Source organism: Paenibacillus canaveralius (assembly GCF_047238265.1).
Taxonomy (GTDB): domain Bacteria; phylum Bacillota; class Bacilli; order Paenibacillales; family NBRC-103111; genus Paenibacillus_F.
Genome location: NZ_JBDFMM010000001.1, coordinates 4,573,499 through 4,597,499 on the forward strand (window position 1 = coordinate 4,573,499; position 24,001 = coordinate 4,597,499).

General features: G+C 57.1%; 24 protein-coding genes, 1 pseudogene and 1 riboswitch. Of the genes and pseudogenes, 7 read left to right on the top strand and 18 right to left on the bottom strand.

All coding sequences use genetic code 11. The annotated features are described in order from the left end of the window. Positions 1 to 34: 34 nt before the first annotated feature. Positions 35 to 190, bottom strand: a complete 156-nt coding sequence (locus tag ABC395_RS20655) for a hypothetical protein (RefSeq protein WP_181024416.1) — start codon at positions 188 to 190, stop codon at positions 35 to 37. Positions 191 to 331: 141 nt separating this feature from the next. Between ABC395_RS20655 and ABC395_RS20660 the strand changes: the two genes are divergently transcribed. From ABC395_RS20660 to ABC395_RS20670, 3 genes are all read left to right on the top strand, one after another. Next, the gene (locus ABC395_RS20660; protein ID WP_413005755.1) at positions 332 to 1,627 is read left to right on the top strand and encodes an MFS transporter; all 1,296 of its coding nucleotides are present in this window, start codon (positions 332 to 334) and stop codon (positions 1,625 to 1,627) included. Positions 1,628 to 1,738: 111 nt separating this feature from the next. Further along, entirely contained in the window at positions 1,739 to 1,834 is a 96-nt protein-coding gene (locus ABC395_RS20665; RefSeq protein ID WP_413005756.1) for a YjcZ family sporulation protein, read from the top strand. 213 nt (positions 1,835 to 2,047) lie between these two features. Beyond that, positions 2,048 to 2,395, top strand: coding sequence for a ribonuclease M5 (locus ABC395_RS20670; protein WP_413005757.1), 348 nt, complete (start codon positions 2,048 to 2,050; stop codon positions 2,393 to 2,395). A 4-nt stretch (positions 2,396 to 2,399) separates the two neighbouring features. Here the strand turns inward: ABC395_RS20670 and ABC395_RS20675 are convergent, their stop codons facing one another. Further along, positions 2,400 to 3,038 carry an SCO family protein gene (locus ABC395_RS20675; RefSeq protein WP_413005758.1) on the bottom strand — a complete coding sequence of 213 codons (639 nt, stop codon included), beginning with the start codon at positions 3,036 to 3,038 and terminating at the stop codon, positions 2,400 to 2,402. An 84-nt stretch (positions 3,039 to 3,122) separates the two neighbouring features. Continuing rightward, on the bottom strand, positions 3,123 to 4,112 hold the full coding sequence (cyoE, locus tag ABC395_RS20680) for a heme o synthase (protein WP_413005759.1): 990 nt from the start codon (positions 4,110 to 4,112) through the stop codon (positions 3,123 to 3,125). 311 nt (positions 4,113 to 4,423) lie between these two features. Between cyoE and ABC395_RS20685 the strand changes: the two are divergent. Both ABC395_RS20685 and gerQ read left to right on the top strand, forming a co-directional pair. After that, positions 4,424 to 5,120, top strand: a pseudogene (locus tag ABC395_RS20685) (response regulator transcription factor). A 161-nt stretch (positions 5,121 to 5,281) separates the two neighbouring features. Next, positions 5,282 to 5,791, top strand: a complete 510-nt coding sequence (gene gerQ, locus ABC395_RS20690) for a spore coat protein GerQ (RefSeq protein WP_413005760.1) — start codon at positions 5,282 to 5,284, stop codon at positions 5,789 to 5,791. 133 nt (positions 5,792 to 5,924) lie between these two features. On the opposite strand, the gene ABC395_RS20695 is transcribed toward gerQ, so the two are convergent. After that, on the bottom strand, positions 5,925 to 6,218 hold the full coding sequence (locus tag ABC395_RS20695; protein ID WP_413005761.1) for a hypothetical protein: 294 nt from the start codon (positions 6,216 to 6,218) through the stop codon (positions 5,925 to 5,927). Positions 6,219 to 6,306: 88 nt separating this feature from the next. On the opposite strand from ABC395_RS20695, the gene ABC395_RS20700 reads away from it, so the two are divergent. Beyond that, positions 6,307 to 7,290, top strand: a complete 984-nt coding sequence (locus ABC395_RS20700; protein ID WP_103995896.1) for a metal-dependent hydrolase — start codon at positions 6,307 to 6,309, stop codon at positions 7,288 to 7,290. Between the two features lie 192 nt (positions 7,291 to 7,482). Here ABC395_RS20700 and ABC395_RS20705 read toward each other — a convergent pair whose 3' ends face one another. After that, positions 7,483 to 7,707: an alpha/beta-type small acid-soluble spore protein gene (locus ABC395_RS20705; RefSeq protein ID WP_042233503.1), complete on the bottom strand. Its 225-nt coding sequence runs from the start codon at positions 7,705 to 7,707 to the stop codon at positions 7,483 to 7,485. A 127-nt stretch (positions 7,708 to 7,834) separates the two neighbouring features. Between ABC395_RS20705 and ABC395_RS20710 the strand changes: the two genes are divergently transcribed. Then, positions 7,835 to 8,026 (top strand): DUF5325 family protein, encoded by a 192-nt coding sequence (locus ABC395_RS20710; RefSeq protein ID WP_413005762.1) that lies wholly within the window; start codon positions 7,835 to 7,837, stop codon positions 8,024 to 8,026. 62 nt (positions 8,027 to 8,088) lie between these two features. Here the strand turns inward: ABC395_RS20710 and trpS are convergent, their stop codons facing one another. The 13 genes from trpS to ABC395_RS20775 all read right to left on the bottom strand — a co-directional run bounded on the left by trpS (position 8,089) and on the right by ABC395_RS20775 (position 23,994). After that, positions 8,089 to 9,072, bottom strand: a complete 984-nt coding sequence (gene trpS / locus ABC395_RS20715) for a tryptophan--tRNA ligase (protein ID WP_413005763.1) — start codon at positions 9,070 to 9,072, stop codon at positions 8,089 to 8,091. Positions 9,073 to 9,516: 444 nt separating this feature from the next. Next, a complete protein-coding gene (locus ABC395_RS20720; RefSeq protein WP_413005764.1) occupies positions 9,517 to 10,089 on the bottom strand; it encodes a nitroreductase family protein in 573 nt (190 codons plus the stop codon). A 31-nt stretch (positions 10,090 to 10,120) separates the two neighbouring features. Beyond that, positions 10,121 to 11,716 carry a cobyrinic acid a,c-diamide synthase CobB gene (locus ABC395_RS20725; RefSeq protein WP_413005765.1) on the bottom strand — a complete coding sequence of 532 codons (1,596 nt, stop codon included), beginning with the start codon at positions 11,714 to 11,716 and terminating at the stop codon, positions 10,121 to 10,123. Positions 11,717 to 11,783: 67 nt separating this feature from the next. Then, complete coding sequence (locus ABC395_RS20730) at positions 11,784 to 13,100, bottom strand: cobalt-precorrin 5A hydrolase (RefSeq protein ID WP_413005766.1); 1,317 nt, start codon at positions 13,098 to 13,100, stop codon at positions 11,784 to 11,786. Further along, positions 13,097 to 13,873 (bottom strand): precorrin-4 C(11)-methyltransferase, encoded by a 777-nt coding sequence (cobM, locus tag ABC395_RS20735; protein ID WP_413005767.1) that lies wholly within the window; start codon positions 13,871 to 13,873, stop codon positions 13,097 to 13,099. The genes ABC395_RS20730 and cobM overlap by 4 nt, the downstream gene beginning before the upstream one ends. After that, positions 13,870 to 14,646, bottom strand: a complete 777-nt coding sequence (gene cobI / locus ABC395_RS20740) for a precorrin-2 C(20)-methyltransferase (protein ID WP_413005768.1) — start codon at positions 14,644 to 14,646, stop codon at positions 13,870 to 13,872. The genes cobM and cobI overlap by 4 nt, the downstream gene beginning before the upstream one ends. After that, the gene (cbiE, locus tag ABC395_RS20745) at positions 14,643 to 15,899 is read right to left on the bottom strand and encodes a precorrin-6y C5,15-methyltransferase (decarboxylating) subunit CbiE (protein WP_413005769.1); all 1,257 of its coding nucleotides are present in this window, start codon (positions 15,897 to 15,899) and stop codon (positions 14,643 to 14,645) included. Before cbiE ends, cobI begins: the two co-directional genes overlap by 4 nt. After that, the gene (locus ABC395_RS20750) at positions 15,896 to 17,032 is read right to left on the bottom strand and encodes a cobalt-precorrin-5B (C(1))-methyltransferase (protein WP_413005770.1); all 1,137 of its coding nucleotides are present in this window, start codon (positions 17,030 to 17,032) and stop codon (positions 15,896 to 15,898) included. The genes cbiE and ABC395_RS20750 overlap by 4 nt, the downstream gene beginning before the upstream one ends. A gap of 10 nt (positions 17,033 to 17,042) precedes the next feature. Further along, positions 17,043 to 17,693, bottom strand: coding sequence for a precorrin-8X methylmutase (locus ABC395_RS20755; protein ID WP_009673181.1), 651 nt, complete (start codon positions 17,691 to 17,693; stop codon positions 17,043 to 17,045). Further along, on the bottom strand, positions 17,693 to 18,472 hold the full coding sequence (gene cobK / locus ABC395_RS20760) for a precorrin-6A reductase (protein ID WP_413005771.1): 780 nt from the start codon (positions 18,470 to 18,472) through the stop codon (positions 17,693 to 17,695). The genes ABC395_RS20755 and cobK overlap by 1 nt, the downstream gene beginning before the upstream one ends. Next, positions 18,469 to 19,671 carry a sirohydrochlorin chelatase gene (locus ABC395_RS20765; RefSeq protein WP_413005772.1) on the bottom strand — a complete coding sequence of 401 codons (1,203 nt, stop codon included), beginning with the start codon at positions 19,669 to 19,671 and terminating at the stop codon, positions 18,469 to 18,471. Before ABC395_RS20765 ends, cobK begins: the two co-directional genes overlap by 4 nt. Positions 19,672 to 19,736: 65 nt before the next feature. Continuing rightward, positions 19,737 to 21,659 carry a precorrin-3B C(17)-methyltransferase gene (cobJ, locus tag ABC395_RS20770; RefSeq protein WP_413005773.1) on the bottom strand — a complete coding sequence of 641 codons (1,923 nt, stop codon included), beginning with the start codon at positions 21,657 to 21,659 and terminating at the stop codon, positions 19,737 to 19,739. A gap of 350 nt (positions 21,660 to 22,009) precedes the next feature. Further along, positions 22,010 to 22,213, bottom strand: a riboswitch (cobalamin riboswitch). Between the two features lie 92 nt (positions 22,214 to 22,305). After that, a complete protein-coding gene (locus tag ABC395_RS20775; protein WP_413005774.1) occupies positions 22,306 to 23,994 on the bottom strand; it encodes a glycoside hydrolase family 13 protein in 1,689 nt (562 codons plus the stop codon). Positions 23,995 to 24,001 lie beyond the last annotated feature (7 nt).

The following is a 24,001-nucleotide window of genomic DNA, read 5'->3' on the forward strand; positions in this document are numbered from 1 at the left end:
AAAATATAATACCGGCTCCGCCCGGCGAAAGGTCTTACTCCTCTTCCCGTTTTCTGCGGAGCTCTTTCAGTTCCTGCCGGATCTGTTCCTCGCGGTCGGTTTCCTGCCGCACACTCCGTCTCGTTCTCAGAAAACGGATAACGGCCAAAGCGCCGAGCGCGGCCAGCAGTGCGACGATGAACGTGTCCATACGGCCACCTTCTTCCTTTCCTAATACGTGCCTGAACGTTAACGGTAGCATAAGTACGGGACAAGGGGCGTACATCTAGAGAAGACGAACGGAACCGAGAAGTTGTTTCGCCAGCAAAAATAACGAGGCGGTGTGCTACGTATGAAAACGGCAATATGGCTCTATTTCTTCATGTTTGTCGCATTCTTCGACTTACATGCCCAATACCCCATCCTGACGCCTTTCGCCCTGTCCCTGGGCGCGGCGCCTTCGTTTATCGGTCTGATCATGGGGATGTATTCCCTCACCCATCTCCCCGGCAATCTGCTCGCCGGCTACGGGGTCGATAAATACGGAAGCAAGCTCTTCATCGTGTTCAGCCTGATTGTAGCAGGTATCGTGCTTATCTTTCAATCGCAGGTTAAGGACCCCTGGCAGCTTCTGATGATCCGTTCCATCAGCGGCTTCGTGCTCGCCTTCCTGTCTCCCGCCTGCTTGTCGTTGCTCGCCAAAATCGCCAGAGACAGTGTGCACCAGAGCAAGCTTATGGCCGGAAACGGGCTGATCCATACGCTCGCGTCCGTCGTCTCTCCCGCCGCCGGAGCCTACCTTGTCGCCCAGTTCGGCTTCACGGCCTCCTTCACGCTTCTCGGCTGGCTGCTGATCGTGACGGGCCTGCTGTCCATTCCGTGGCTGAAAGAGACGCGTCCCCAAGGCGCGCTTCCGCCGCTGCACACGGGAACCGGTTCGGCCTCCGCTTCCGCACGGAACGGCGTATCCGTCGGGATCCGGAAACCGGGAAGCGGCGGCACGGATTCCGCCGCGCCGTCACCCGGATCGCAAGACGCCGGACGGAAGGCCTCACAGCTTCATGCGCCGGCAGCGGACAACTCCGGAGTTCTGGACGGTAACGGGGATGCGGACAAAATTCCCTGGATGTTCTATTTCGTTCCGCTGGCAATATCGTGTTCACAGGGAATTTTATTTTTCGAGCTTCCCCTGATGAAAACGGCCCAGTCCTCGCTGCTTACTTCCGGGCTGTTCTTCTCCGTGATCAGTCTCGGTGCTCTCGTGACGCTCAGCATGCTGTTCCTGAACCGGATCCCGCCCGCCCACCGGACCGTTGCCGGAGCTCTTTCCCTGGCGGTGCTTTTCTTCGGGCTCGCGGTGGACTGGCCGCTTCCTTTGACGGTCACCCTGTTTATGATCGGGATGGCCAAAGGGCTTATTTTCCCGTCGCTCGCGACCCTGCTCGCGGGAATAACGAGCAGCAACCGCTACGGCAGAGTGTTCTCGCTCCTCTCCATCGCCTACTCCATCGGCGCTTTTATCGGTCCGATGGTGGCGGGCAAAATGCGCGACTCCATCTCGCCCTTCTTTCTTGCCTTCGTTATCCTTATGGCGGCGCTCACTCTGCTTCCGTTCCGGGTTCTGAAGCACAAGCCCGTGGCCGTCTGATCCCGCCCGTTTCGTTTGCCGTCATCTTTTGGGCGAGGGCACAGGAAATCCTTATCGCGCAGACATACGGTACAGGGTCAGGTGATCCATCGTACAAAGGAGTACAGACGAATGGGAGCAATCGGAGTATACGGCGTTTGGACTTCGGCGGGAACGATTCTCGTTCTGTTCATTTTGCTCGTTATCATTTCGCGCACATTCATCTAACCATACAGCATAGCGCCTGCAAAAGGACGCGAAAGACGGCTTGATTGTTCAAGCCGTCTTTTTTGGCGTTTCGACATTTCCCAGGAAATGCCCTTCATTCTTTGCCGATCGGACTATTTGTGAGCCGGAATTCTGTCTATTATAATAAATATCGACACTTATCTGCACCATGAACAGACAAGCGGAATGCGCTCGAACGGAGGAACCGGGAATATGTCTATCGCCATTATCGTAGAGGGAAAAAACGACCGCAGCAGGCTCCGGCGTCTGCTCAGCGGTGAAGTCGATATTTACTGTACATACGGGACTCCCGGTACGGAAGCTCTGGAACAATTGAGGAAAAAAGTCGGGACGCGTGAAGTGTATGTGTTTACCGACAATGACTCTTCCGGCAAAAAAATCCGCGGCCGCCTCCGGGACTTGTTCCCGGACGGCGAGCAGATCTACACGAGACGCGGGTACGCGGGCGTGGAAGGCACGCCGGAGGAATATTTGATCCAACAATTGGAAAAGGCGGGGCTCGAAGAATACATCCTGTATCCCCCGGCTCCCGCCTTGTAAGTGCTTATGCTTTTTCCTTGCTTAAAGCTTTGATGTCCTTCACGATCGTTTTGTAATCGAGATCAGGTCTGCCCGGATTGTAATACGTGCGGATCTGGCCTTTTTTGTCTACGAGCAGAATGACGTTGGAATGAGTGAAATTCCCTGTGTTGTCCTTGGTGACGCCGATGGAATACTTCTTGGCCAACTGCGCCATGGCCGCTTCATCCGTACCGGTCAGGAATTTCCATCCCGTGAAATCGGCGCGGTTGCGGACCGCATACTCTTTGAGAGCGGCAGGCGTGTCTCTCGCCGGATCGAACGAGATCGATACGATGTCCGCTTTGTCCGCAAACACTTTCTGGGCTTTCATCTCATCCTGGACTTTGGATAAAAAATTAGTCGTTATGGGACATACGTCCGGACAACTTGCGAAAAAGAAATACACCAGTTTAACCTTGTTGTCGAAATCGGAAGAAGAAACTTTCTTGCCCTCCGTATCCGTCAGTTCAAACGGCGCCGCAGTGCCGACCGGCTTATCCTTCAAATACTCGCTGGCCTGCTCCTGGCCGTATAATTTGTAGGCAAACGATGCGATGATCGCAAGCAGAACGACGGTAATACCTACCTTAAACCAGTTTTTTGCCCAAAATCCACCCGCCATAAATACAATTCTCCCCTCTAAATAAACATCCCATGTCGCCATGGGATGTCTTGTTCATCTGGATTCAAGTTTGGGTAATCTATCTTATAAATTCATAATGGTCGAATCGACCACCATGATCAAGAACAACAGCGTCAGGTAATTCACGGAATAAATGAACATGCCTTTGGCCCATTTGTCGTCATCTTTCGCCTTAAATCCTTTGTAGCACATAAAGGCCCAAATCAGACCCATAATCGTCGCCGCGAAGAAATACAGCGGTCCAACGTGAGCGTCTCCGCTGTAGAAGAAGAGAAGCTGGGAAACCGGCACAAGCAGGACGATGTAACGCATCATGCTGACCTTAGTGACGTAATTGCCTTTCACGACAGGCAGCAGCGGATATCCGGCCGCACGGTATTCTTCCTTCCTGCGTATTCCAAGCGCCCAGAAGTGCGGCGGCTGCCACAGGAACATAATGAGAAACAGGATCAGCGCGGTCATATCGAGCTTGCCCGATACGGCGCAGTAACCGATCACCGGCGGAACCGCTCCGGAGAAGCTGCCCGCGAACGTGCTCCATACGGAAGTACGTTTGAAAATTGCCGTGTAAACCCACACATACAGGAAAAGACCGGTCAAACCGAGAAGAGAACTTAACGGGTTCACGGCGACAAACAACAGGGCGATACCTGCTATGCCGAGAATGATCCCGTAGCCCAGCACCACGGACGGCTTGATCTTGCCGCTTACGGTAGCGCGCTTCTTCGTCCGTTCCATTTTGGCATCCATGTCGCGGTCCAGGTAATTGTTAAGCACCGTTCCCGAAGCCATCACAAGCGCCGTACCGATCAGGGTGAAAATCATCAGGAAAAACCAGTCTATCGTAAAGTTTCCCGCCGATGCGATCCAAAATCCGCCGAAAGCGGTAATCAGATTGGAAAATATAATCCCCGGCTTGGTCAGGGCGAAATAATCTTTCCAGGTAGCCGGCTCCGAAGGAACATCAGTCTGCGCCGCCGATCCGACTTCCGCTTGATGATCCGCGTGAAGCACCGTATCGGGAGCAGCCTTGTATCCTAATTGTTTATCCAAGGATCTCAACCTCCATAGAAATTCATCAAAACCATAACGAGTCATCTGTCTTTCGTACCCACTCATCATATCAAGCAGGACAACGTTTGACAATGTAATGGCATGAGTTGTCATCATATTGTCGAATTCGGACAGACCGACCCGCCGCGTCTCCGACGAATTCTTTCCTAGACGACACAAAACGGATTTAGTATAGTTATAGATAAATTAATCGTTTTAGGAAAATTAAAGAAAGCAGTTAAAAAAGTTTTAGATTCCTAAACATTTTCCTAACAATTTTCATCAACCTCATGCAAGGAGGGTCCCCCTTAATGTCGAGCATTCTGATCATTGAGGACGATAACAGCATTGGGGATATGATGTCGATTTACCTGGTGGAGGACGGGTATACGGTAAAACGCGCTTCGGACGGCGGGTCGGGGCTCCGGCTATTCAAGGAATTCGAACCTGACCTGATCGTACTCGATATCATGCTCCCCGATTCCGACGGGATGAAGCTGTGCGCCGATATCCGCAGTCTATCTTCCTTGCCTATCCTCATGGTTTCTGCGAAGAACGATGTGTCCGACCGCGTAAAAGCCCTGCTGATCGGCGCCGACGATTATTTATGCAAACCTTTCAGCATGCGGGAACTTTCCGCCAGAATTCAGGCTCTGCTCAGACGGTCTCAAATCGTACAGGCCAAATCCGCTCCGGCGGTGCGGGAGGCTCCCCCGTCCATCCATGTGGATACCGACAAGCGCTGTTTATACGTCAACCATGCGCCTGTGGAGACTACTTTTTCCGAATTTGAACTTATTAAACTGCTCTGGCTCCACGAAGGGAAAGTGTTCAGCCGCGAAGAGTCTGCTTAACCGGATCAGGGGCATTGATTCGTTCGTAACGGAACGGGCCATTGATGTACATATCGCAAATTTGCGCAAAAAGATCGAAGTCGATCCCAAAGATCCCAAATACATCAAAACCGTGTGGGGAGTCGGATACAAATTCATTCTCGCCGCGGAGTAGCCCTTATGAATAACCTTGAATACGGCCTTGTGCCGGCTCAAGGTTTTTTTTGTGTCACGAGACAAGCGCCTAGCCCATATGCTAAGTAAGGAAAAACGCCCATCCGGCAAAAGCCGGCGCAAAAGCGAATTTAATGGGCATTACAAGGAGGGTGTACTCCCATGACGATCAGTTCAAACCCAGGCAGCAAATCGAACGGTACGACAGCAGCTCCCGGTTATACGACTTACCCGTCTTATCCCGGCTCCTCGCAGGGCGGCTACCCGTCTTACCCCGGGTCCGCTCAGGGCGGCTATCCGTCCTACCCCGGATCCCAGTACCCCGGAAGCCAATATCCCGGTACGCAGTTTCCCGGTTATCCGTCCTTTCCCGGTCCCGGTCAGGTGCCCCCGCCGGGTGGAACGAGCCAGCTTCCCCTGGAAGAGTCGTACATCGAGAATATTTTGCGGCTCAACCTGGGCAAAGTCGGCACCTTTTACATGACGTATGAGAACAACAAGGAATGGAACGCGAAAATTTTCCGCGGCGTCGTGGAAGCGGCGGGCCGCGACCACATCATCATCAGCGATCCCAAAACGGGCATGCGCTTTCTGCTGCTGATGGTGAACCTCGATTACGCGACGTTCGACGAGCCGCTGAACTACTTCAACACGCCGATTCAGCCCCGTTAACGGAGACAGGATGAAGCCCCGGCAGACTGCCGGGGCTTTCCTCGTGCCCGGCAGCTTTATTTCGCTTAAGCCACAGGCTTTGCAGGTTCTAACCGGTTATTAAAGGTTAATGAAAAGTAGCAGGAGCGGCCTTCTATTCATCGGGACCGATGGACCGGAAATGCCAGATGTGCAGCTTTTCCCGCCCGCCTTTGATCCAGGGATGCACAGATCCCCATACCGGATCTCCGCTCCCGAGACGGACTTCCCGCATGTGAGTATATTCGTCAGGGGAAACGGGAGTCCATATCTCCACGAACAAGTTAGGCTGGTCTGTCCCTTCCAATAAGGAGAGCTGCCCGTTCTCCCGGAGTCTCTCCCGCATAAAGGACAGGTAAGCTTCGCGTGATTCCGGCAGGATAGCGTATTCAACAAAAACTTTACTCATTTTTCCCCTCCGCTTGATTTAAATTCACACTGAACATGGTAAACTATAATATACCGTCAAAGACAATTCCAGCTTAGGAGGAGAGCCAGTGGATACGGGAACCCATTTAGTCATCGGCTTCGGCCTCGCCGGTTTATCCATGGTGGATCCGGTGGTAGCCTCCAACCCTTCGGTCATGACCGCTGTTTTCATCGGGACCGTATTGGGCTCGCAGGCTCCGGATTTCGATACCCTGCTCAGATTCAAGAACAATGCCGTCTATATCCGCAATCACCGCGGGATTTCCCATTCCCTGCCGTTCGTCGCGCTTTGGACCCTGCTGATCACGGGGATTCTCGCCCTTATATTCCGGGGAGTGCCCGTCCTGCATCTGGGGATGTGGGTTTTGATCGCCGTGGCGTTCCATGTCTTTACCGATTTGTTCAACACGTACGGAACGCAGGCCTTCCGGCCTTTTAACCAGAAATGGATATCGTGGAACATTATCCACATTTTCGATCCGTTCATTTTTACCGCACACCTTGTCGCGATATTTCTGTGGGCCGTGCATGCCGCGGAACCCACATTGATTTTCCCTGTGCTGTACGGGCTGATCGCTCTCTATTACGTATGGCGGACTCTCGCCCACTATCTCGTGGAGAAGAAACTGCCGATCCAGGACCCCTCACACAAAGCCGGGGATAAATATATGGCCATTCCCACCTATAGTTTAACCGCATGGAATGTGGTCAAGCAGGGCGAAGATGGCCTGTACACGCTCGGGGACCTGCGCAAAGGGAACCTCCGGTGGATCGATCAGGTCAAATGCGACATTCATCCGGCGGCGGAAGCGTCCAAAAGCCACAAGGACATCCAGGCTTTCCTTTATTTCTCGGGCCATGCGTGCGCGCAGGTGATTGAAAAGCCTTGGGGTTATGAAGTAAGATGGAGCGATGTAAGGTACCGGCACCGCAAGCAGTATCCGTTCGTGGCGGTGCTGCTGATGGACCACAGCTACAAGCCCCTTGATTCCTATATCGGCTGGCTCAGCGACGACCGGCTCCAAAAGAGGCTCCGCGTGGACAGCTATTAAAGCGGGACCCGGCACAATTCCGAACAACAACTTATGTAAGAACGTATCGAATGTATTGCATGACGACGGTCACTTCCGCGCCGATGAAGGCGCGGTTTTGCCGTGTCCGCAGCTTCGAAATTCACATGGCAAAGCCCGAGGAACAAGTCCCTCGGGCTCATATGAAGACTGCGTATTACAGTTTCCGCAAGATTAGCGGCCTTGACCTGCCAGCTGCTGCTCGGCGATTTGCACCAGACGACGAGTGATGTGTCCACCGATCGCGCCAGTGTCACGAGTAGCCATGTAGCCGTAGTAACCGTCTTGAGGAATTTGAATGCCGAGTTCTTGAGCGACCTCATATTTCAATTGTTCCAAAGCTTGGTTAGCTTGAGGTACTACCAGTACGTTGCTGCTGCGAGATTGTCCAGTTCCCATTGGGATCAGACTCCTTTCGGTCAGTTAAGATTCTTGATGTATTTGCAAGCTTGCAAAGATAGTATGTGACGGTTGAAGAATTCTATACGCACCGCAAATAAAAAACTTTGAAAGCAGGGGATTTTCAATGAGTCGCGGACTCGCACTACTTTTCGCCGTTATCGGCACTCTACTTCTGGCGGGCATCAGCTTCGCCATCGCCCTGAGGGAACCGCTGCTGGTCGTGCTGTTTATCGTCTTGTCCATCGGTTTTATGGGATTCGGTTTCGTTACAAAAGCAAAAATGCGCCGCAAGCGGGAAGCCTCGGGAAAACAATAACCCGAAGCGCCGCTGCGGCGCTTTTTTTATACGTGCTAATTCACGGACCGTAAAGCGGATGCTTACAGAAGAACAAAGCCCATCCGTTCTTTCACCCGCTTGACCGTTTCTCCCGCAAGCTCCGAAGCTTCGGCCGCCCCCTTGCGGAGCACATCGTAAAGCTCTCCGGATTCACGGATCTCGCGGTAACGCTTCTGAATCGGTTCCAGCGCTTCGACCACGACTTCGGCAAGATCTTTCTTAAAAGCGCCGTAGCCTTGGCCTTCATATTTCGCTTCTACCTCGGCAACGGTCATATCCGCACATTGGGAATAAATGCCCAGGAGATTGCTCACTTCCGGCTTGTTCTTGGGATCGAACTTCACTTCGCGGCCCGAGTCCGTCACGGCGCGGCTTAACTTTTTGCGGATTACCGAAGGATCATCCAGCATAGCGATGTAGCTGCCCGGGTTCGGATTGCTCTTGCTCATTTTCTTGGAAGCATCGTCCAGCGACATGATGCGAGCGCCTACTTCGGGAATGTACGGTTCCGGAATCGTGAACGTATCCCCGTAGCGGTGGTTAAACCGGGCCGCAAGATCGCGCGTAAGCTCCAGATGCTGCTTCTGGTCATCGCCTACCGGTACGAGGTCCGCGTTATACAGCAGGATATCCGCCGCCATAAGCGAAGGATACGTGAACAATCCGGCGCCGACGGACTCCTTACCCGCCGACTTGTCTTTGAACTGGGTCATCCGTTCCAGCTCGCCGATGTAAGTCAGCGTCGTCAGGAGCCATCCCAGCTCGGCATGTTCCTTAACCGAGGACTGCAGAAACACGCTGGCTTTGGCGGGATCGATTCCGCAAGCCAGGTAAAGAGCGGCTACCGACTCCGTCTGTTCTTTCAGAGCGGCCGGGTCCTGGGGAACCGTGATGGCATGAAGATCCACAATCATGAAATAACAGGAATGCTCGTTCTGGAGCTTTACAAAGTTGCGGAGCGCCCCGATATAGTTGCCGAGAGTCAATTGACCGCTCGGCTGAATGCCTGAGAGTACACGTTTCATAACAAAAACCTCCTGAGTGAATCGAATTTGGTATTGGAACTGGAAAAACGAACGCAAAAAAGGCCTCTCGTCGAAGGGACGAGAGACCGCGGTGCCACCCTTATTCGTTTGTCCGCTTGCAAGTACCGGATCTGAATCCGTCACGCACCGCAAAAAGAACAAACCTTCGTCTCCGATAACGGGGAGAAAAACCGTTTCCGTATACTGGGAAAGGCTCCTGCGGCTTTGAAAAAAGCAGCTGGTTCCGGAGACATCGCATAGTCCCGCTTTCCGTTCCACTTTAAGCTCGGGGATCCATTCGGCCTGCATGTTCCGCCGGTTCACACCACCCACCGGCTCTCTGAACGGAACGTATGCCGCTTACTTGTTCCCGTCTTCGCGTTAACTGCATTGATTTTTATTTATTATACCCCGTTTGCTCTTAAAGTCAACGGCAGCCTGAAACTACATCCAGGTCGTTTTCTCCTCATACGGGGTTCTTGCCGTAGGTTTCGCGGGCTCTGCCGGGTGGCCGATAAAAAGAGTCCCGACGACCTTCCGGTTCTCGGGCGAACCAATAAATTCATGCATGCGCCCGTCATGGACGAGCCCAACCCCGCGGGTGCGCCAAACAAGACCCAGCCCCAATTCCTCGGCCGTGAGCCACATGCCGTAAATCGCGCAGGCGGCCGCATATTCGTTGTCGCGGCTGGACGGTTCGTCGCCCGGAATCACGTCGGACGTAACGACGATGACGAGCGGCACGCCTTTGACGGCCTTCATCGTTTCTTCCACCAGATGCGGCTTGGTCGGAAATCTTTCCGTCAGAAAAGCTTCGGCCGCAGCCTCGTAGCGTGCTTTGGCTTCCCCCCGGATGACGTAGAAATGCCAAGGCTCCCTGAGTCTGTCGTTGGGAGCGCTGACGGCGGCTTGCAGAAGCGTCCGGACAGCTTCTTCCTCAACGGGTTGTCCGGTATATCCGCGCACGGCCCGCCTTCTGTGCAGCAGGTCCAGAATAGATGCAGCGGCTGTAGTCATATGGTTTGCACCTCCGTAGTCGATTTAACTTTCATGTTATCCGGCCCTCCCTCATTTTGCGGAAGTGAAGGCATTTCTCGATCCATCTGCGCGGCATGTCCGGATTGGAAGCGAAATGAAGATGGGTGTACCCCGATATGAGGCTACCGCTAAGTGCTCCCTCTTCCTTCGATCCGCGCATTCCTTTGGTTTTGTAAGCGGGCGGGAGCGCAGCGGACGGCGCAGGCTCGAATACGGAATAGTGAAATTCGTGCCCTCTCGCCGTATCGCCCGGACCGAGCAGGAAATTTCCTTCGGTCCCCGTCGCTTCCCTGTACCCGAGTGCCGCAAGCTTGGTCTGCATGGTCACGGTTCCCGGAACGAGGCCCAGCATCGGGTACCGCCTGCCGGCGGTATCCACGATCGCGTCCGTCAGGAACATGTACCCGCCGCATTCCGCCAAGGTCGGCAGCCCCGCTCCGATGGCCTCGGCAATAGACCGCTTCATCTCGTGAAGCCCTGCCAGACGCTCGGCAAATTCCTCGGGGAAGCCCCCGCCAAGGTAAAGTCCGTCCATCCCTTGGGGCAACTCCTCTCCGGCAAGCGGGGAGAAATAAACAAGCTCCGCCCCGTAAGCCTGAAGCAGCTCCAGATTCTCCGGGTAGTAGAAGTGGAAGGCCGCGTCCTTGGCCACCGCGATACGCACTAGCGGGACAGGCGGTCGGTCTGTGCCGGGGGCTCCGGCTCCAGCCACATCCCTATCCCCATCCGAACGCCCTGGATGTATCTCTGCCGCTTTTGACGCCTCGCCGCCTCCGTCCGCTTCCTGCGGCCGGAAAATCCGGGCAGGCGCCTCCAGCGGCTCCGTAACGGCTGCCTGCAGCAAACGCTCCAGATCCGTATGGGCGGAAACGCGTTCGGCCAGTTGCGAGAAGAACGGCGACAGCTCGCCCCGTCCGATGGACGGGACCAGCCCGAGATGACGCTCGGGCATCGCCAGGTTCTCGTCCCGCAGCATATAGCCGATTACCGGAACCCCGCACTCCTGCTCGATAGCGTCCCGCACGATCCGGTAATGCCCCTCGCTGCCGACCAGATTGGCGAAAACTCCGGCGATCTTGACGCGCGGGTCCAGAAGCTGGAACCCCTTCACGATCGCGGCCGCGCTGCGCGCCATGCTTTTGCAGTTCACGACCAGAATGACGGGGCACTGTAGCAGCAGGCTGATTTCGGCCGAGCTTCCTTCGTTCGTTTTGGGGTTTTTGCCGTCATAAAAACCCATTACGCCTTCGATGACGGCGATATCGGCGTCCGCAGACGCCCGGCAGTAAATTTCGCGCACGGTGTCCGCCGGCAGCATCCAGCTGTCCAGGTTCCGGGACTGGCGGCCCGTTACCGCGGTGTGATAGGTCGGATCGATATAATCCGGACCGCATTTGAAGCCTTGCACGGACAAGCCTCTCGCCTTCAATGCGGCCATAATGCCGATCGTGACCGTCGTCTTGCCTACCCCGCTGCCCGTTCCGGCGATGAGGAGCCGCTTAGCCCGGCTGACGACCGGACGGCCCGCATCCGGGACAAAATCCGCCGCGGAGGCTTCCTTCGTTCCGGAGAGGATCCCCGGTTCTTTTTCGTGCTCAGCAGTCATTTCTGCCCCTCGCCCCTCTCTTTGCATATGCCGCATGCCGCTGCGTCCACCTGCCGATTGCTCACGCTCACAGTGGAAGCTCCCCGGTGAACGGCTGAATACCGACTGAAATGGTTACGTTGCCGGATTTTTTCTTCACAAGGGCCAAGGATGCGGAGCCGCCGATGAATCTTTTGACGGCAGGCTCGCTGACTCCGTAGGCGCCCGTATATTTGAACACCGTAGAGGACGGCTGATCCATCGGCATCTCGTTCAGCTCCTCCGGCGTATAAGTGACCAAAGGCCAGCCGTACTTGCCGCAGACCGCCAAGAGCCCTTCCTCATCCGCCTTCAGGTTAATGGTGCATACCGTCTTCACGCTGCGGATCGAGAAAGCCAACTCCGCCATCGTGGAGGCGATCACTTCCTCGATCTCTTCAGCCGGCGTTCCCCGGTTGCAGCCGATGCCGAGTACGATTACCTTCGGCCGGTAAAGGACGCCATTGCTCAGAATCGCCCGCTCGTCCTCCGCAAGCAGCCGGTGCGTGACGACGAGCGCCGCATGCGGCGCCGCTGCCAGCGCCTCACGGACACTGCCGTAGCTGGTTATGTTAGGCGGGACGGGAGTGTCCAGCGTCCACCAGCCCGGCTCCCCCGATTCGTTGACGACGGCGACCTGCTCCTCGTTGACTACCGAAGCGCTGACCGGGGTCAGTTTGTCGGCGGACTCCCACTCCCAGCCGAACCGCCGGCCGAACAAGTCGACGGCGATCGTTTTCTGGACATCCGAAGCGGTCGTGATGACCGCGCGGGCCCCCATCGCGGCGGCGATTTCACGGGTCAGCTCATTGGCGCCGCCCAAATGTCCGGACAGCACGCTGATGACATGCTCCCCTTTATCGTCGATCACGACGATGCCCGGGTCTTTCTTCTTGTCCTGCAGCAGCGGAGCAATCATGCGCACGACCGCGCCGAGCGAGATGATGCAGATAATCCCTTTGTACGCGGGAAATAGCGCCGGAAACAGCATCCTGACGCTGCCTTCGAAGAGCTGGATGCCCGAGTAAAGGCTGCCGGCCGTCGCGGGTGCAGTCCCGATTGCGGCGGAAGCCGCGGATACTGCCGCATCTGCGGCTTCCGCCGAGGCCGGTGCTTTCGCTCCAACCCCGCCGGAGCCCGCGGCCCCGGATTCGGCTGCACCCGCGGAAGATACACGCTCCGTGCCTCCGGGAGAGACAACGTCCTCATCCCCGCGCGCGAACTTGCTCATGTAATAAACGTCCACGCCGCCGAATGAGCGGAGCAGGCTTCTGGCAAGCTCCACTCCGTGCTTCGTGATGGCGACTACCGCATAATCGGACCGTACCCGGATTTCCGGCACGATTCCTTCCTGGAGGGAAATCATGGTTTCACCCCGCGGCGGTAGCGGTGCGTAAACGATTTGTCATACAGCTTGGAGCGGTAATCCTTGTCATGAATATGAGGGTCCAGCGCCCAGCCCGCCAAAATCATCGCGTGGGAGCGGATTCCGTTGCTCCGCATATCCGCTTCCAGATTTTCCACCGTCGTGCGGACGATAAGCTCGTCGGGCCAGGTTGCTTTCTGGACGACGGCTACCGGCGTATCCTTGCTCCAGCCCGCCTCCAGCAGGTCACCGACGACCTTTTTGACCAGAGTTGCGCTTAAATACAAGGCCAGGGTGCAGTGATGCTTGGCCAGCTCCCGGAGCTGCTCCGCTTCCGGCACTGGCGTTCTGCCCTCCGCCCGCGTCAGAATAAGCGTCTGGGTGAGATCCGGAATCGTAAGTTCCGCCTGAAGCGCCGCGGCGGCGCCGAATACCGAGCTTACACCCGGAATGATTTCAACGGGAACGCCGGCTTTTTTGAGCTGAGACATCTGTTCCATAATCGCTCCGTATACGGCAGGATCCCCCGTATGAACACGCGCGACAAGCTTTCCTTCCCGCACCCGCTCAATCATAAGGGCGACCATTTCGTCCAGCTCCATGCCCGCGCTTTTGAGCACTTCGGCCCCGGGTTTGGCCCGCGCGATCAGGTCGTCGTTAACAAGCGAGTCCGTATACAAGACGACATCGGCCTCCTGCAGCAGACGCAGCCCTTTTACCGTGATCAGATCGGGATCTCCGGGACCCGCACCGATGATAACTACACGGCTCATTTTCTCACCACCATTAAAGTCAGATATTCAAGCTGCCGGCCCTGGAGTTCCCGCACGTCCAGCCAGACGGATTCTTCGGCGGACGTCACTTTCGTGAGAACGGCCGCTTTGTCCGTGAGACCGAGGTCCCCGAGCACCTGCAGCATAAGATCGATCACTTTCGCGACCTTGATAAACACGACGCAGTCGTGCTCTTCGATCGCTTCCCGGACTGCCGTGTAATCGTCCGTTGCCGGAACGATGGCGATCCGCTCGTCTCCGTCGGCCAGCGGGATGCCGAGCCGGGATGCAGAAGCGTTGACGGAAGAAATTCCCGGTACCGAGACGGTTTTCGCTTCGGGATGACGCTGCTTCAGAAAACGCATCATATGAATAAACGTGCTGTAAAGCATGGGATCGCCCTCTGTCAGAAAAGCGACGTCCCGGCCGGCGGCCAGGTGTTCCCACACGGCATCAACCGTCTTGTTCCAGCTTTTTTCAAGGGCTTCCCGGTCTTTCGTCATCGGAAAAGTAAGCCCCAGCATTTCCTTCGCCGTCGTGTCGACGTAGGTTTCGGCGATCGTAAGCGCATAGCTCTGGGCACCGCTTTTTTTGCGCGGATACGCGATAACCGGGGACTGCTTGAGAATGCGGAACGCTTTAACGGTCAAAAGCTCCGGATCTCCCGGACCAACTCCGAGCCCGTACAGGGTCCCTGCCCCTACGGATTCCGCGCGGCCCTCAGGCTGTCTTGCACCCGCCGCCCGGGTGTCGCTTGCTGCATATTCGCTCATGTGGCTGCGTCTCCTTTATGTTCAGATATGTCGGATGTGTCCGTAGTTTCTTCGGGAATGTTCGAAGCGGTCACGATATAGACCGGATTCAGCGCTTCAAACCGCGTCAGCTGTAAAATCGGCTTGCTCCGCGAAATCTGGAGAAGCTGAATATCCGTGCGCATCCCTTCTTCGGCAAAAGCGCCCATCGCGTCGCTTAAATTCTCAATGGTCACGGCATTAAGCACAATGCGGCCCCCCGGTCTCAGCCGTGAAGCGCAAAGGCGCAGCAGTTCCCTCATCTCTCCGCCGGTGCCGCCGATAAAAATCGCATCGGGGTCAGGAAAAGCCTCCAGCCCCTCAGGCGCCCTTCCGTGCACAGCCGTAAGATCGACCCGGAAACGCCGCGCATTTTCATGACAGTTGGCGAGATCTCCCTCGTTTTTCTCTATCGCAAAAACCGCCCCCTCACGGGCGATTCTTCCCGCCTCGATGGCAACGGAGCCCGTGCAGGTGCCGATGTCCCACACGACGCTGTCCGGACGGAGAGCTAGCTGGGTAAGACTGAGGACGCGCACCTCGCGTTTGGTGATCAGCCCTTTGTCGGGCTTGCGCTGGGCGAACTGCTCGTCGGGGATGCCGAGCGGCCATACCGGAGAAGGGCCCGTGCTCTTCAGCACCACGAGATTAAGCGGCGCGCACTCCGTACGCGCAAGCTGCTCCAGCTCGTACCAGCCCGTGCGCTCTGCGGCCCCCCCGGCGTTTTCCGCTACGAAAACGCGGTATTCGGTCATGCCGTACTGGAGCAGATAAGCGGCGATAGCGGCCGGCGTATTGTGCTCGTCCGTCAGCAGCGCCACCTTCGGCCTGCCGTCGATGCGCTGCGCGAGCCCTTTGATGCTGCGGCCGTGCAGGGATACGACGTGCGCGTCCTGCCAGCTCTCGCCCATCCGGGCGAATGCAAGCTGAAGCGAGCTCAGATACGGGTACAGCTCTACCCGGAGCTTACGCGCAAGCAGAGAGCCGATGCCATAGAACAAGGGATCGCCCGATGCCAGCACGACAACCGTCCGCTCCTCTGCCGCGAGCTCGTCCGTCATGGCCGACAGGCCGCCTTTCAGCACTTTCTTCTCCCCCCGGTAATCCGGAAAAAAAGCCAGGTGCCGCTCCCCTCCGACCAGAACCTCGCTGTCCTCGATCCACTGCCGGTAGGCCGGCAGCAGGCTTTCCGCCCCGTTGTCCCCTATCCCGATCACTTTAATGGGTTTGCTCACTCTTCTTTCCCCTTTCCGTATAAAACAGCCCGGTCCAGAAGCTGGGCTTTCATCGAGATCAGAATCGTTTCGATCGCGACCGTCCCGTCCTTCTCCGGCGCCGCCCGATCGAGCCCCATTTCTTTCAAGCCTTCCCGACAGCAGCGGCTGCTCATTTCCTCAAAAAAAGCCGTCATCCCCAGCTCCTGCATGCGGTCTCCGACCTGGGAAGCGGTGTTGGCAGAAAGCACCTCGCCGACGAGCTCTTCATCCGCACCGGCCGCTTCCGCCAGCTCGGCCAGAAACCCGAAATCCACGGGAGCGCTTTTGGAATGGACCATCATGACGCCCTGCGCCAGCTTGGAAAACTTGCCCATCATGCCGACGAGCGTAATTTTCTTCACGCCCTGATTGCGGCACTGCTTCAAGGCGAAGCCGACGAAGTCCCCCATCTCCACAAAAGCTTCTTCCGGGAGCTCCGGATACAGGTCGATGCCGAACTTCTCCGAGCGTCCTCCGGTCGAGAGCACGATGTGTTCGCAGCCGCAGCGTACGGCTACCCGGATCGCCTGGGCCACGCTCGCTTTGTAGGCCGACGTGGAAAAAGGGACGACGGTTCCCCGCGTTCCCAGAATGGAAATGCCGCCGATAATCCCCAGACGGCCGTTCAATGTTTTCTTCGCGATTTCTTCCCCGTCCGGAACGGAAACGACAACCTGAACGCCCCGGCCGGAACCGTACACGTTCAGAACGTCTTCTACCGCTTCCCGGATCATTTTGCGCGGAACGGGGTTGATCGCCGCCTCACCGACCGGAACGGGCAGACCGGGTTTGGTGACCCGTCCGACTCCGATTCCGCCGTCAATGACGATACCGGGTTCCGAAAGCCACTTCACCTCGGTAATAATCTTGGCGCCGTGAGTCGCGTCGGGATCGTCTCCCCCGTCTTTGATCGTCTCGGCCGAAGCCGTGTCCTCTCCGACCGAGCAGGCCGTCATCGTAAACGTGACGACCTCCCCGATCGGCAGCCGGATCGTCGCTTCGCTTTGCGGCTCCTGCTCGATCAGCGCGGTCAGAGCCGCTTTGGCCGTTGCGGCCGCACAGGAGCCTGTCGTGTAGCCGTGTCGGAGCGGTTTGGCTGCCTGCTCTTCCATAGGCGTAAGCTTACCCCCGCTTCTCTGCCATCAGGGACAGCGCGTTGACCGCCGCCACCGCGACCGGGCTGCCTCCCTTGCGGCCAATATTCGTAATGAACGGCACGTCGAGCTGCAGTAGCTCTTCTTTGGATTCCGCCGCGGAAACGAAACCGACCGGAACGCCTACGATAAGGCCCGGGCGCGCTTCGCCTTCCTTGACGAGACGGATCAGCTCAAGCAAAGCCGTTGGAGCATTCCCGATGGCGAAAATTCCGCCTTCCGCTTCACGGATCGCCTTGCGGACCGAAATGATCGCGCGCGTCGTATTGAGCCTTTTGGCCTCTTCCATCACATCGGGATCGGAGATATAGACGTTCACTTTACCGCCGAATTTCTCGATGCGGGGCTTGCTGATCCCCACCTGCACCATCTGAACGTCCGCTACGACCGTACGTCCCGCCCGAATCGCTTCAATCCCGGCTTCTATTGCACGGGGATGGAAAACAAGGCTCCGGCCCAGCTCGAAATCGGCCGATGCGTGAATGACCCGCTGTACGACCGGATACTGCTCCTCGGTAAAATCGTGAGAGCCCAGCTCCTCCGTAATCATCTCGAAGCTTTTCGCTTCGATTTCCTGCGGCTGAACCGTCAGCGGTTTAAATTCGGTACGAAAGTCCATTAGGAAGATACCTCCTGCAAAAGATCGGCGGCCGCTTTAAGCACGCCCTCATAATCGGAAAAATGAATGCCGTATTCCAGGCCCGGACGGCCGATGACGATCGTCTCGATGCCCATCTCCAGAGCCGCTTCCAGCTTCTCGTCCACCGCGCCGACTTTTCCGCTTTCTTTGGTAATCATCAGCGTGACGCCGTAATGCGCATAAAGCGCTTTGTTGAGCTCCTTGGAAAAAGGCCCCTGCATCGCCACGATATTGCGCTGCTCGACCCCCAGCTCCTCGCATTTCTCCATATTGTCGAGGCGCGGAAGCATGCGGGCAACGAGCCTTACGTCCGGCAGCCCGCCAAGGCGCCGGGCGAAAATATGCAGCGTCTTGCTGCCCGTCGTCAGCATGACCACACCGCCGCGAACGGCCGCCAGCTCGGCGGCGTGCGCGTAATCGTCCGCAAACACGATACCGGGCCGGACCCTCAGGTCCGACCCTTCCCGTTCATAGCGGACGTACGGCACAGCCGCCGCTTTCGACGCCGCCATGGCGTTGCGCGAAGCTTCCTCGGCGAAGGGGTGGCTCGCGTCTACGACGAGCGAGACCTCTTCGCGCCGGATGAGCGCCGCCAGCGCTTCGGCGTCGAGGCGTCCGACGGCGGCGGCGATGCCCGCGTCGGTCAGGCTCTTGGCGGCGCTGTCGGTGACGACCGTCGCCAGCACGCGGTGCCCGGCCTGCGCCAGCAGCACCGCGAGCTCGCGGGCATCGCTCGTTCCGGCCAGGAGGAGGATCATCGTCCTCCCTCCCCGCCGGACGTGCCGGCCGCTACGGGGCCCGGCACAGGCTCTGACGCCGCCGCCCGCTGCCCCGCTTCGCCGCCGGGAACGCCGGCCTCGCCTGCGGTACGGAGGTCGTCCGCGTGCGCTTCATGCGCATGGGCTTGTGCATGCTCATGACTGTGCGCATGCTGCCCGTGGTCGTGAGCATGTTCATGATCGTGAGTATGTCCGTGAACATGATCATGCTCGTGATGGTGTGTATGTTCATGCGCGTGCGTATGTTCATGATCATGATGATGTTCATGCGCGTGCTCGTGGTCGTGATGGTGATCGTGATGATGATCGTGATGATGCCCATGATGGTGGTCATGGCCGTGGTCATGGTCATGGTCGTGATGATGGTGATGATCGATATGTTTCATCGCCTCCAGGCGGAAGGAACACATGTCACAGTTCATTTTCACCTCATCCTGAAGCGCCTCGCCCGCACGATCGCGGAGAATGCCGCCAAGAATAGGGTCCAGGCCGAAATAATCGGTCATCTCGAACGCGCAGTCGGGGTAGCGCAGAGAGAAGTCGAGCAGCATGCCTTCCATCCGTTTGATCAGAATTCCCGTAAAAAGGAAATACGGAAGCACGATGACTTTCTTCGCGCCCAATCTCAGGCAGCGTTCAATGCCGTTTTCCAGAAGCGGCGCCGTTACGCCGATAAAAGCCGTTTCGACCCAGGGAACCTGAAGCTTTTCCCAAAGCAGACGGGAAATCTTGAACAGCTCGCTGTTCGCATCGGGGTCGCTGCTTCCGCGTCCGACAACAAGCACGGCGGTGTCTCCCGGCGTCTCTTCGCGGAAACGGTCCGCTCCGCCCAATCTAGCCGTCATGATGTCGACTACGCCCTCATGTACGCCGATCGGCCGGCCATAAATGAACTGCACGCCCGGGTAGCGCTCTTTCGCTTCGTCAATGGCACCCGGAATATGAATTTTGGCATGACCGGCGGAAAATAAAATGATCGGCACCACCGCAATCCGTGTGGCTCCCCGGTTGACGCAGGTTTGTATGCCTTGCGAAATAGTCGGTTTTTCCAGCTCCAGAAAACAGGTTTCGATAATGCCCTGTTCCATCGATTCGGCGAGCCGGTTTACAAACGCCCGGACCTCGCTGTTTCCTTCCGCGTCACGGCTTCCGTGACCTACAAACAGTACCGCATCCATCGGTTCTGCCTCCTTTTTTGTATACCTGTATTTGAAATGAAAGCCTCTTATTTAAGGAATGATCGTTAATCTCCGCACAAAGCGTTTTCGATTTGAAAAGCGGGGACTTCCCGGTGCCGGTAGCCCTCCAGCTCTTTTACGCGGGCAAAAAACTTGTGGAACCGTTCGTTCGGGTGCCCTTCGTCCCGGTATCTGGCGACGATCCGTTCGATGGTCTCGACCAGCTTGTCCGGCTCGATGCCTTCCGCAACGGGCTGCGCCGCGTGGGCATTGCGGCCGACGGTCTTTCCGCCGAGGAACAAATCGAACTTCTCCCGGCGGTACACGATGCCGATGTCCTCCTTCACCGCCCCGTAGCAGGCCATTCCGCAGCCGTTGAAGCCGATTTTCATCTCTTTGGGTACGGCCGTCCCGCCCAGAAGATCGTGAAGTTCCTCCGCATACGGCACCGCGTCCCCCTTGTCCATATTGCAGAAGTCGCAGGCTTTGACCTGAACCACATCGCCGACCGGAGCCAGCAGAAGCCCTTCGCCGCGAAGCCGTTTCGTCACGGTATCGGGATCGTCGGTCCGCAGCTTGACGAGAAGCTGGTGATGGGGGGTATACTCCATCGTTCCTTTATCGCCGACGGCCTCGGCGAGGACCATCAGCTGTTTGGCGGTCAGGTTTTTGTTCGCAAGACCGGGACTGACGGCGAACTCGAGAATAGCCTGCTGACGGAAAAAACCGCTCGGGGAAGCGGAAGCAGCCGGCCCGCCGGGCTCGCCCGTAACGAGACGGAGGGCTTCCTCCGCAAGCTCAAAAGCAGTCGGAGCGGCAGACCGTGCGGGTGCGGCAGGCGGACGGACCGCCACGGCAACCGCCGAGTCCTCATACTCCCCGGTAACCGCTGACGTATCGTACGCGGAGCGTGTGCCGGCCGCTTGTGTGCGGACCGGCAAATCTTCGCGGCCGTAGTCTTCGGCCGTGCCGGTCCCCTCGGCTTCCGGGCTGTATTCGCCGTATCCGTCGTCCCCGTATTCGTCCTCGTCGAAGAGGGACGGCAGACCGGTGTCCCGCGCTTCATCCGGCCGCAAAGCGGCATCGGACTGTTCCTCCGAGGCACAAGCGGATTCCTTGCCCTCCAAGGCCGGCGTGTCTTCCGCGCCGGTTTCCCCATCCTGCTCCAGAGCCCACGGCTCGGCCTCCCGCCGAAGACGCTCATGAGGACGCAGGGGCTGGATATCGCTGTCCAGCGTATACTTGCGCTGATAGCCCCGCGGCGTAATCATGAGCCCTTCATAGTTGCGGGTCGCGGAGTTGCCGATGATCACCGTGGTGAGCATGCCGATGTCATGCTCCAGCATCTCCGCAAGCGTCGTCAGCACGACGTGCTCCCTGTCGCGGTAGGCGCTTTTGACGATACCTACCGGGGTATCCGGAGAGCGGTGCTTCAGCAAAATCTGCTGCGTCTCCACGATCTGCCGTGTCCGCCTCCCGCTCCGAGGGTTGTACAGCGCAATGACGAAATCGGCGGATGCGGCCGCCTCGACTCTGCGCCGGATGAGATCCCAAGGCGTCAGGTGATCGCTGAGGCTGATCGTGCACGCGTCGTGCATCACGGGGGCTCCCAGCAGCGAAGCGCATGAGTTGATGGCCGAGATGCCGGGTACGATTTCGACCTCGACTCCCCCGTCGGGCTTCCAGCCTTTCTCGATCAGCACCTCGTACACGAGACCCGCCATGCCGTATACACCCGCATCGCCGCTCGATATGACGGCTACCTTGCGTCCGGCCTCCGCCTGTCTGACGGCTTCCTGCGCGCGGCTTACTTCCTCGGTCATGCCCGTACGCACGACCTGTTTGCCGTCGATCAGGCTGCGGATCAGATCCACGTAAGTGTTATAGCCAATAATGACTTCGCTTTCCGAAATCGCCTCGCGTGCGCGTTTTGTAATATGGGCTTCGTCTCCGGGGCCAAATCCGATGATAAGCAGTTTACCGGCCATTCCCATTCCTCCTCTTCGCTGTAAAGAAAGCTGCGGCGCTTACGCCCGGCAGCCGCTATCGTTCGATCCGGCTTTTCTACAGACAGACCTTTGTATATACACGTCGGTGCCTTCCGGCATACCCGCCGTTCCCCTTTTCATCCCGTCCGGGCCATAAAAAAAAGCATTTCCATCCTCCTTGGATAGAAATGCTTCGAACTTTCGAGCCATTCAGCGGGAAAATCCCGCATATGCTTCCAACCCGTACAGACCGCCGGTCCGCGGGCTGTCTTGTATGACCCGGGTCCGGCAAGCCGCTGCTGGCAGCGATTCAGCCGTTCTCAACACCTCCCTAAATCCTCGTAGGTTATCTAGTGTTATTCAAACAGGCAGGTCTCCTGGCTCGGAGCTTTCTTCGGCGCCTTCCCGGATAAATCCAGTGACGTTGATGCCGAAAAAATTTTTTCCCTGCAATGCGGGGAGCTCCTTACAGTGGCGGGTCCGCGTCGGTCTTTCACCGAACTTCCCGTTTTAAGCGAAACCCTGTTCTTACGGACTGTCTGATCCGTTCGAATGGGCTCCGCACCTGTTTTTACCATATTCGATTGTGTTCTGTTCATCATAACATCCGGTCAAAGAACTTGTCTATGCCGATAAAACGGTCACCTCAGCCGAGCCGATAAACCCTCGCTTCGTAAGGCCGCAGCTTGAGGACCCCGATATCTTCGCCGGAGACGGGATCGTAATTCGAAATCAGAAGCTCCGCGTCCTTCCCCTCCCCCAGCTCCTCCGGCCACGAAAACTCCGGCGTTCCGCCGAAAAAGTTCAGCACGACCAGCAGCTTCTCCCCGTCCAGCGTCCGCGTGTACGCATAAATTTCCGTGTCCAGCGGAAGCAGCAGCTTATACTCGCCGTATACGGCGACGGGGTGCTTTCTGCGAAGCGCGATCAGGCTCCGGTAATAGTGGTAGATGGAATCGGGATCGGCTGCCGCTGCGGCCGCGTTAATCTCGCGGTAGTTCCGGTTGACCTTCATCCACGGCTCCCCTGTCGTAAACCCCGCGTTAGCCGTACCGTCCCACTGCATGGGGGTGCGGGCGTTGTCCCGGCTTTTTTTCCAGATGGCCTTCATGATTTCGTCCTGGGGTTTGCCGAGCAGCTCCGCCTGCTTGTAGTAATTGATCGTTTCCACATCGCGGTAATCGCCGATCAGATCGAACGCGACATTGGTCATGCCGATTTCTTCCCCTTGAAAAATATACGGCGTCCCCTCCAGCGTCAGAAGAAACGTGGCCAGCATTTTGGCGGACTCCACCCGGTACCGGCCGTCATTTCCGAACCTCGAAACGGGGCGGGGCTGATCGTGATTGCCGAGATAGTTGGCGTTCCATCCTTTATCGTGAAGGACCGTCTGCCAGCGGCTCATCACCTTTTTCAGCTCCGGCAGGGTCCACGGCTTCGACTCCCATTTGCCCGTCCCGGCGGAAGCCGCATCCAGATTCATATGCTCGAACTGGAAAACCATGTTCAGCTCGTGGCGCTCGTCCCCCACGTATTCCAGTGCCTGCTCCGGACCGAGTCCGGACGTTTCGCCCACCGTCATGATGTCATAATCGAAAAGCACCTGGTCATGAAGCTTTTGCAGCAGCGTATGTACCTTCTCCAGATTGGAAAAAAGCTGATAAGCCTGCACGACGGGCAGATGCTTGGGATTATCGGCATCCGGCAGCCCCTGCGCTTTTACGATATGAGCGATGGCATCGAAGCGGAAACCGTCGACTCCTTTGCCGAGCCACCAATGCACCATCCGGAACAGCTCATCGACCATCGCCTCGTTCTCCCAGTTGAGGTCGGGCTGATGCTTCGAATACAGATGCATGTAATACTCGTCCGTCTCCGCGTCGTGCTCCCAAACGCTTCCGCTGAAGTAAGACTCCCAGTTGTTCGGAAAAAGTCCCTTTTCCCCCTGCCTCCAGATGTAATAGTCCCGTTTGGGGTTATCCCGGGAAGAGCGCGATTCTTTAAACCAGGCATGCTCGTCCGAGGTATGGTTCAGCACAAGATCCATCATGATTTTCAGACCGCGCTTGCGCGCTTCCGCAAGAAGCTCATCGAAATCCTCCATGGTGCCGTACTGCGGATCAATTTCATAATAATCGCTGATATCATAGCCGTTGTCGGCACCCGGCGAGCTGTAAATGGGACACAGCCAGAGGACGTTGACTCCCAGCTCCGCAAGATAATCAAGCTTGGAAATAATCCCGCGCAGGTCTCCACGGCCGTCCCCGTCCGAATCCTTGAAGCTGGACGGATAAATTTGATACACGACACTTTCTTTCCACCACGTTTTGTTCAAGTGAATC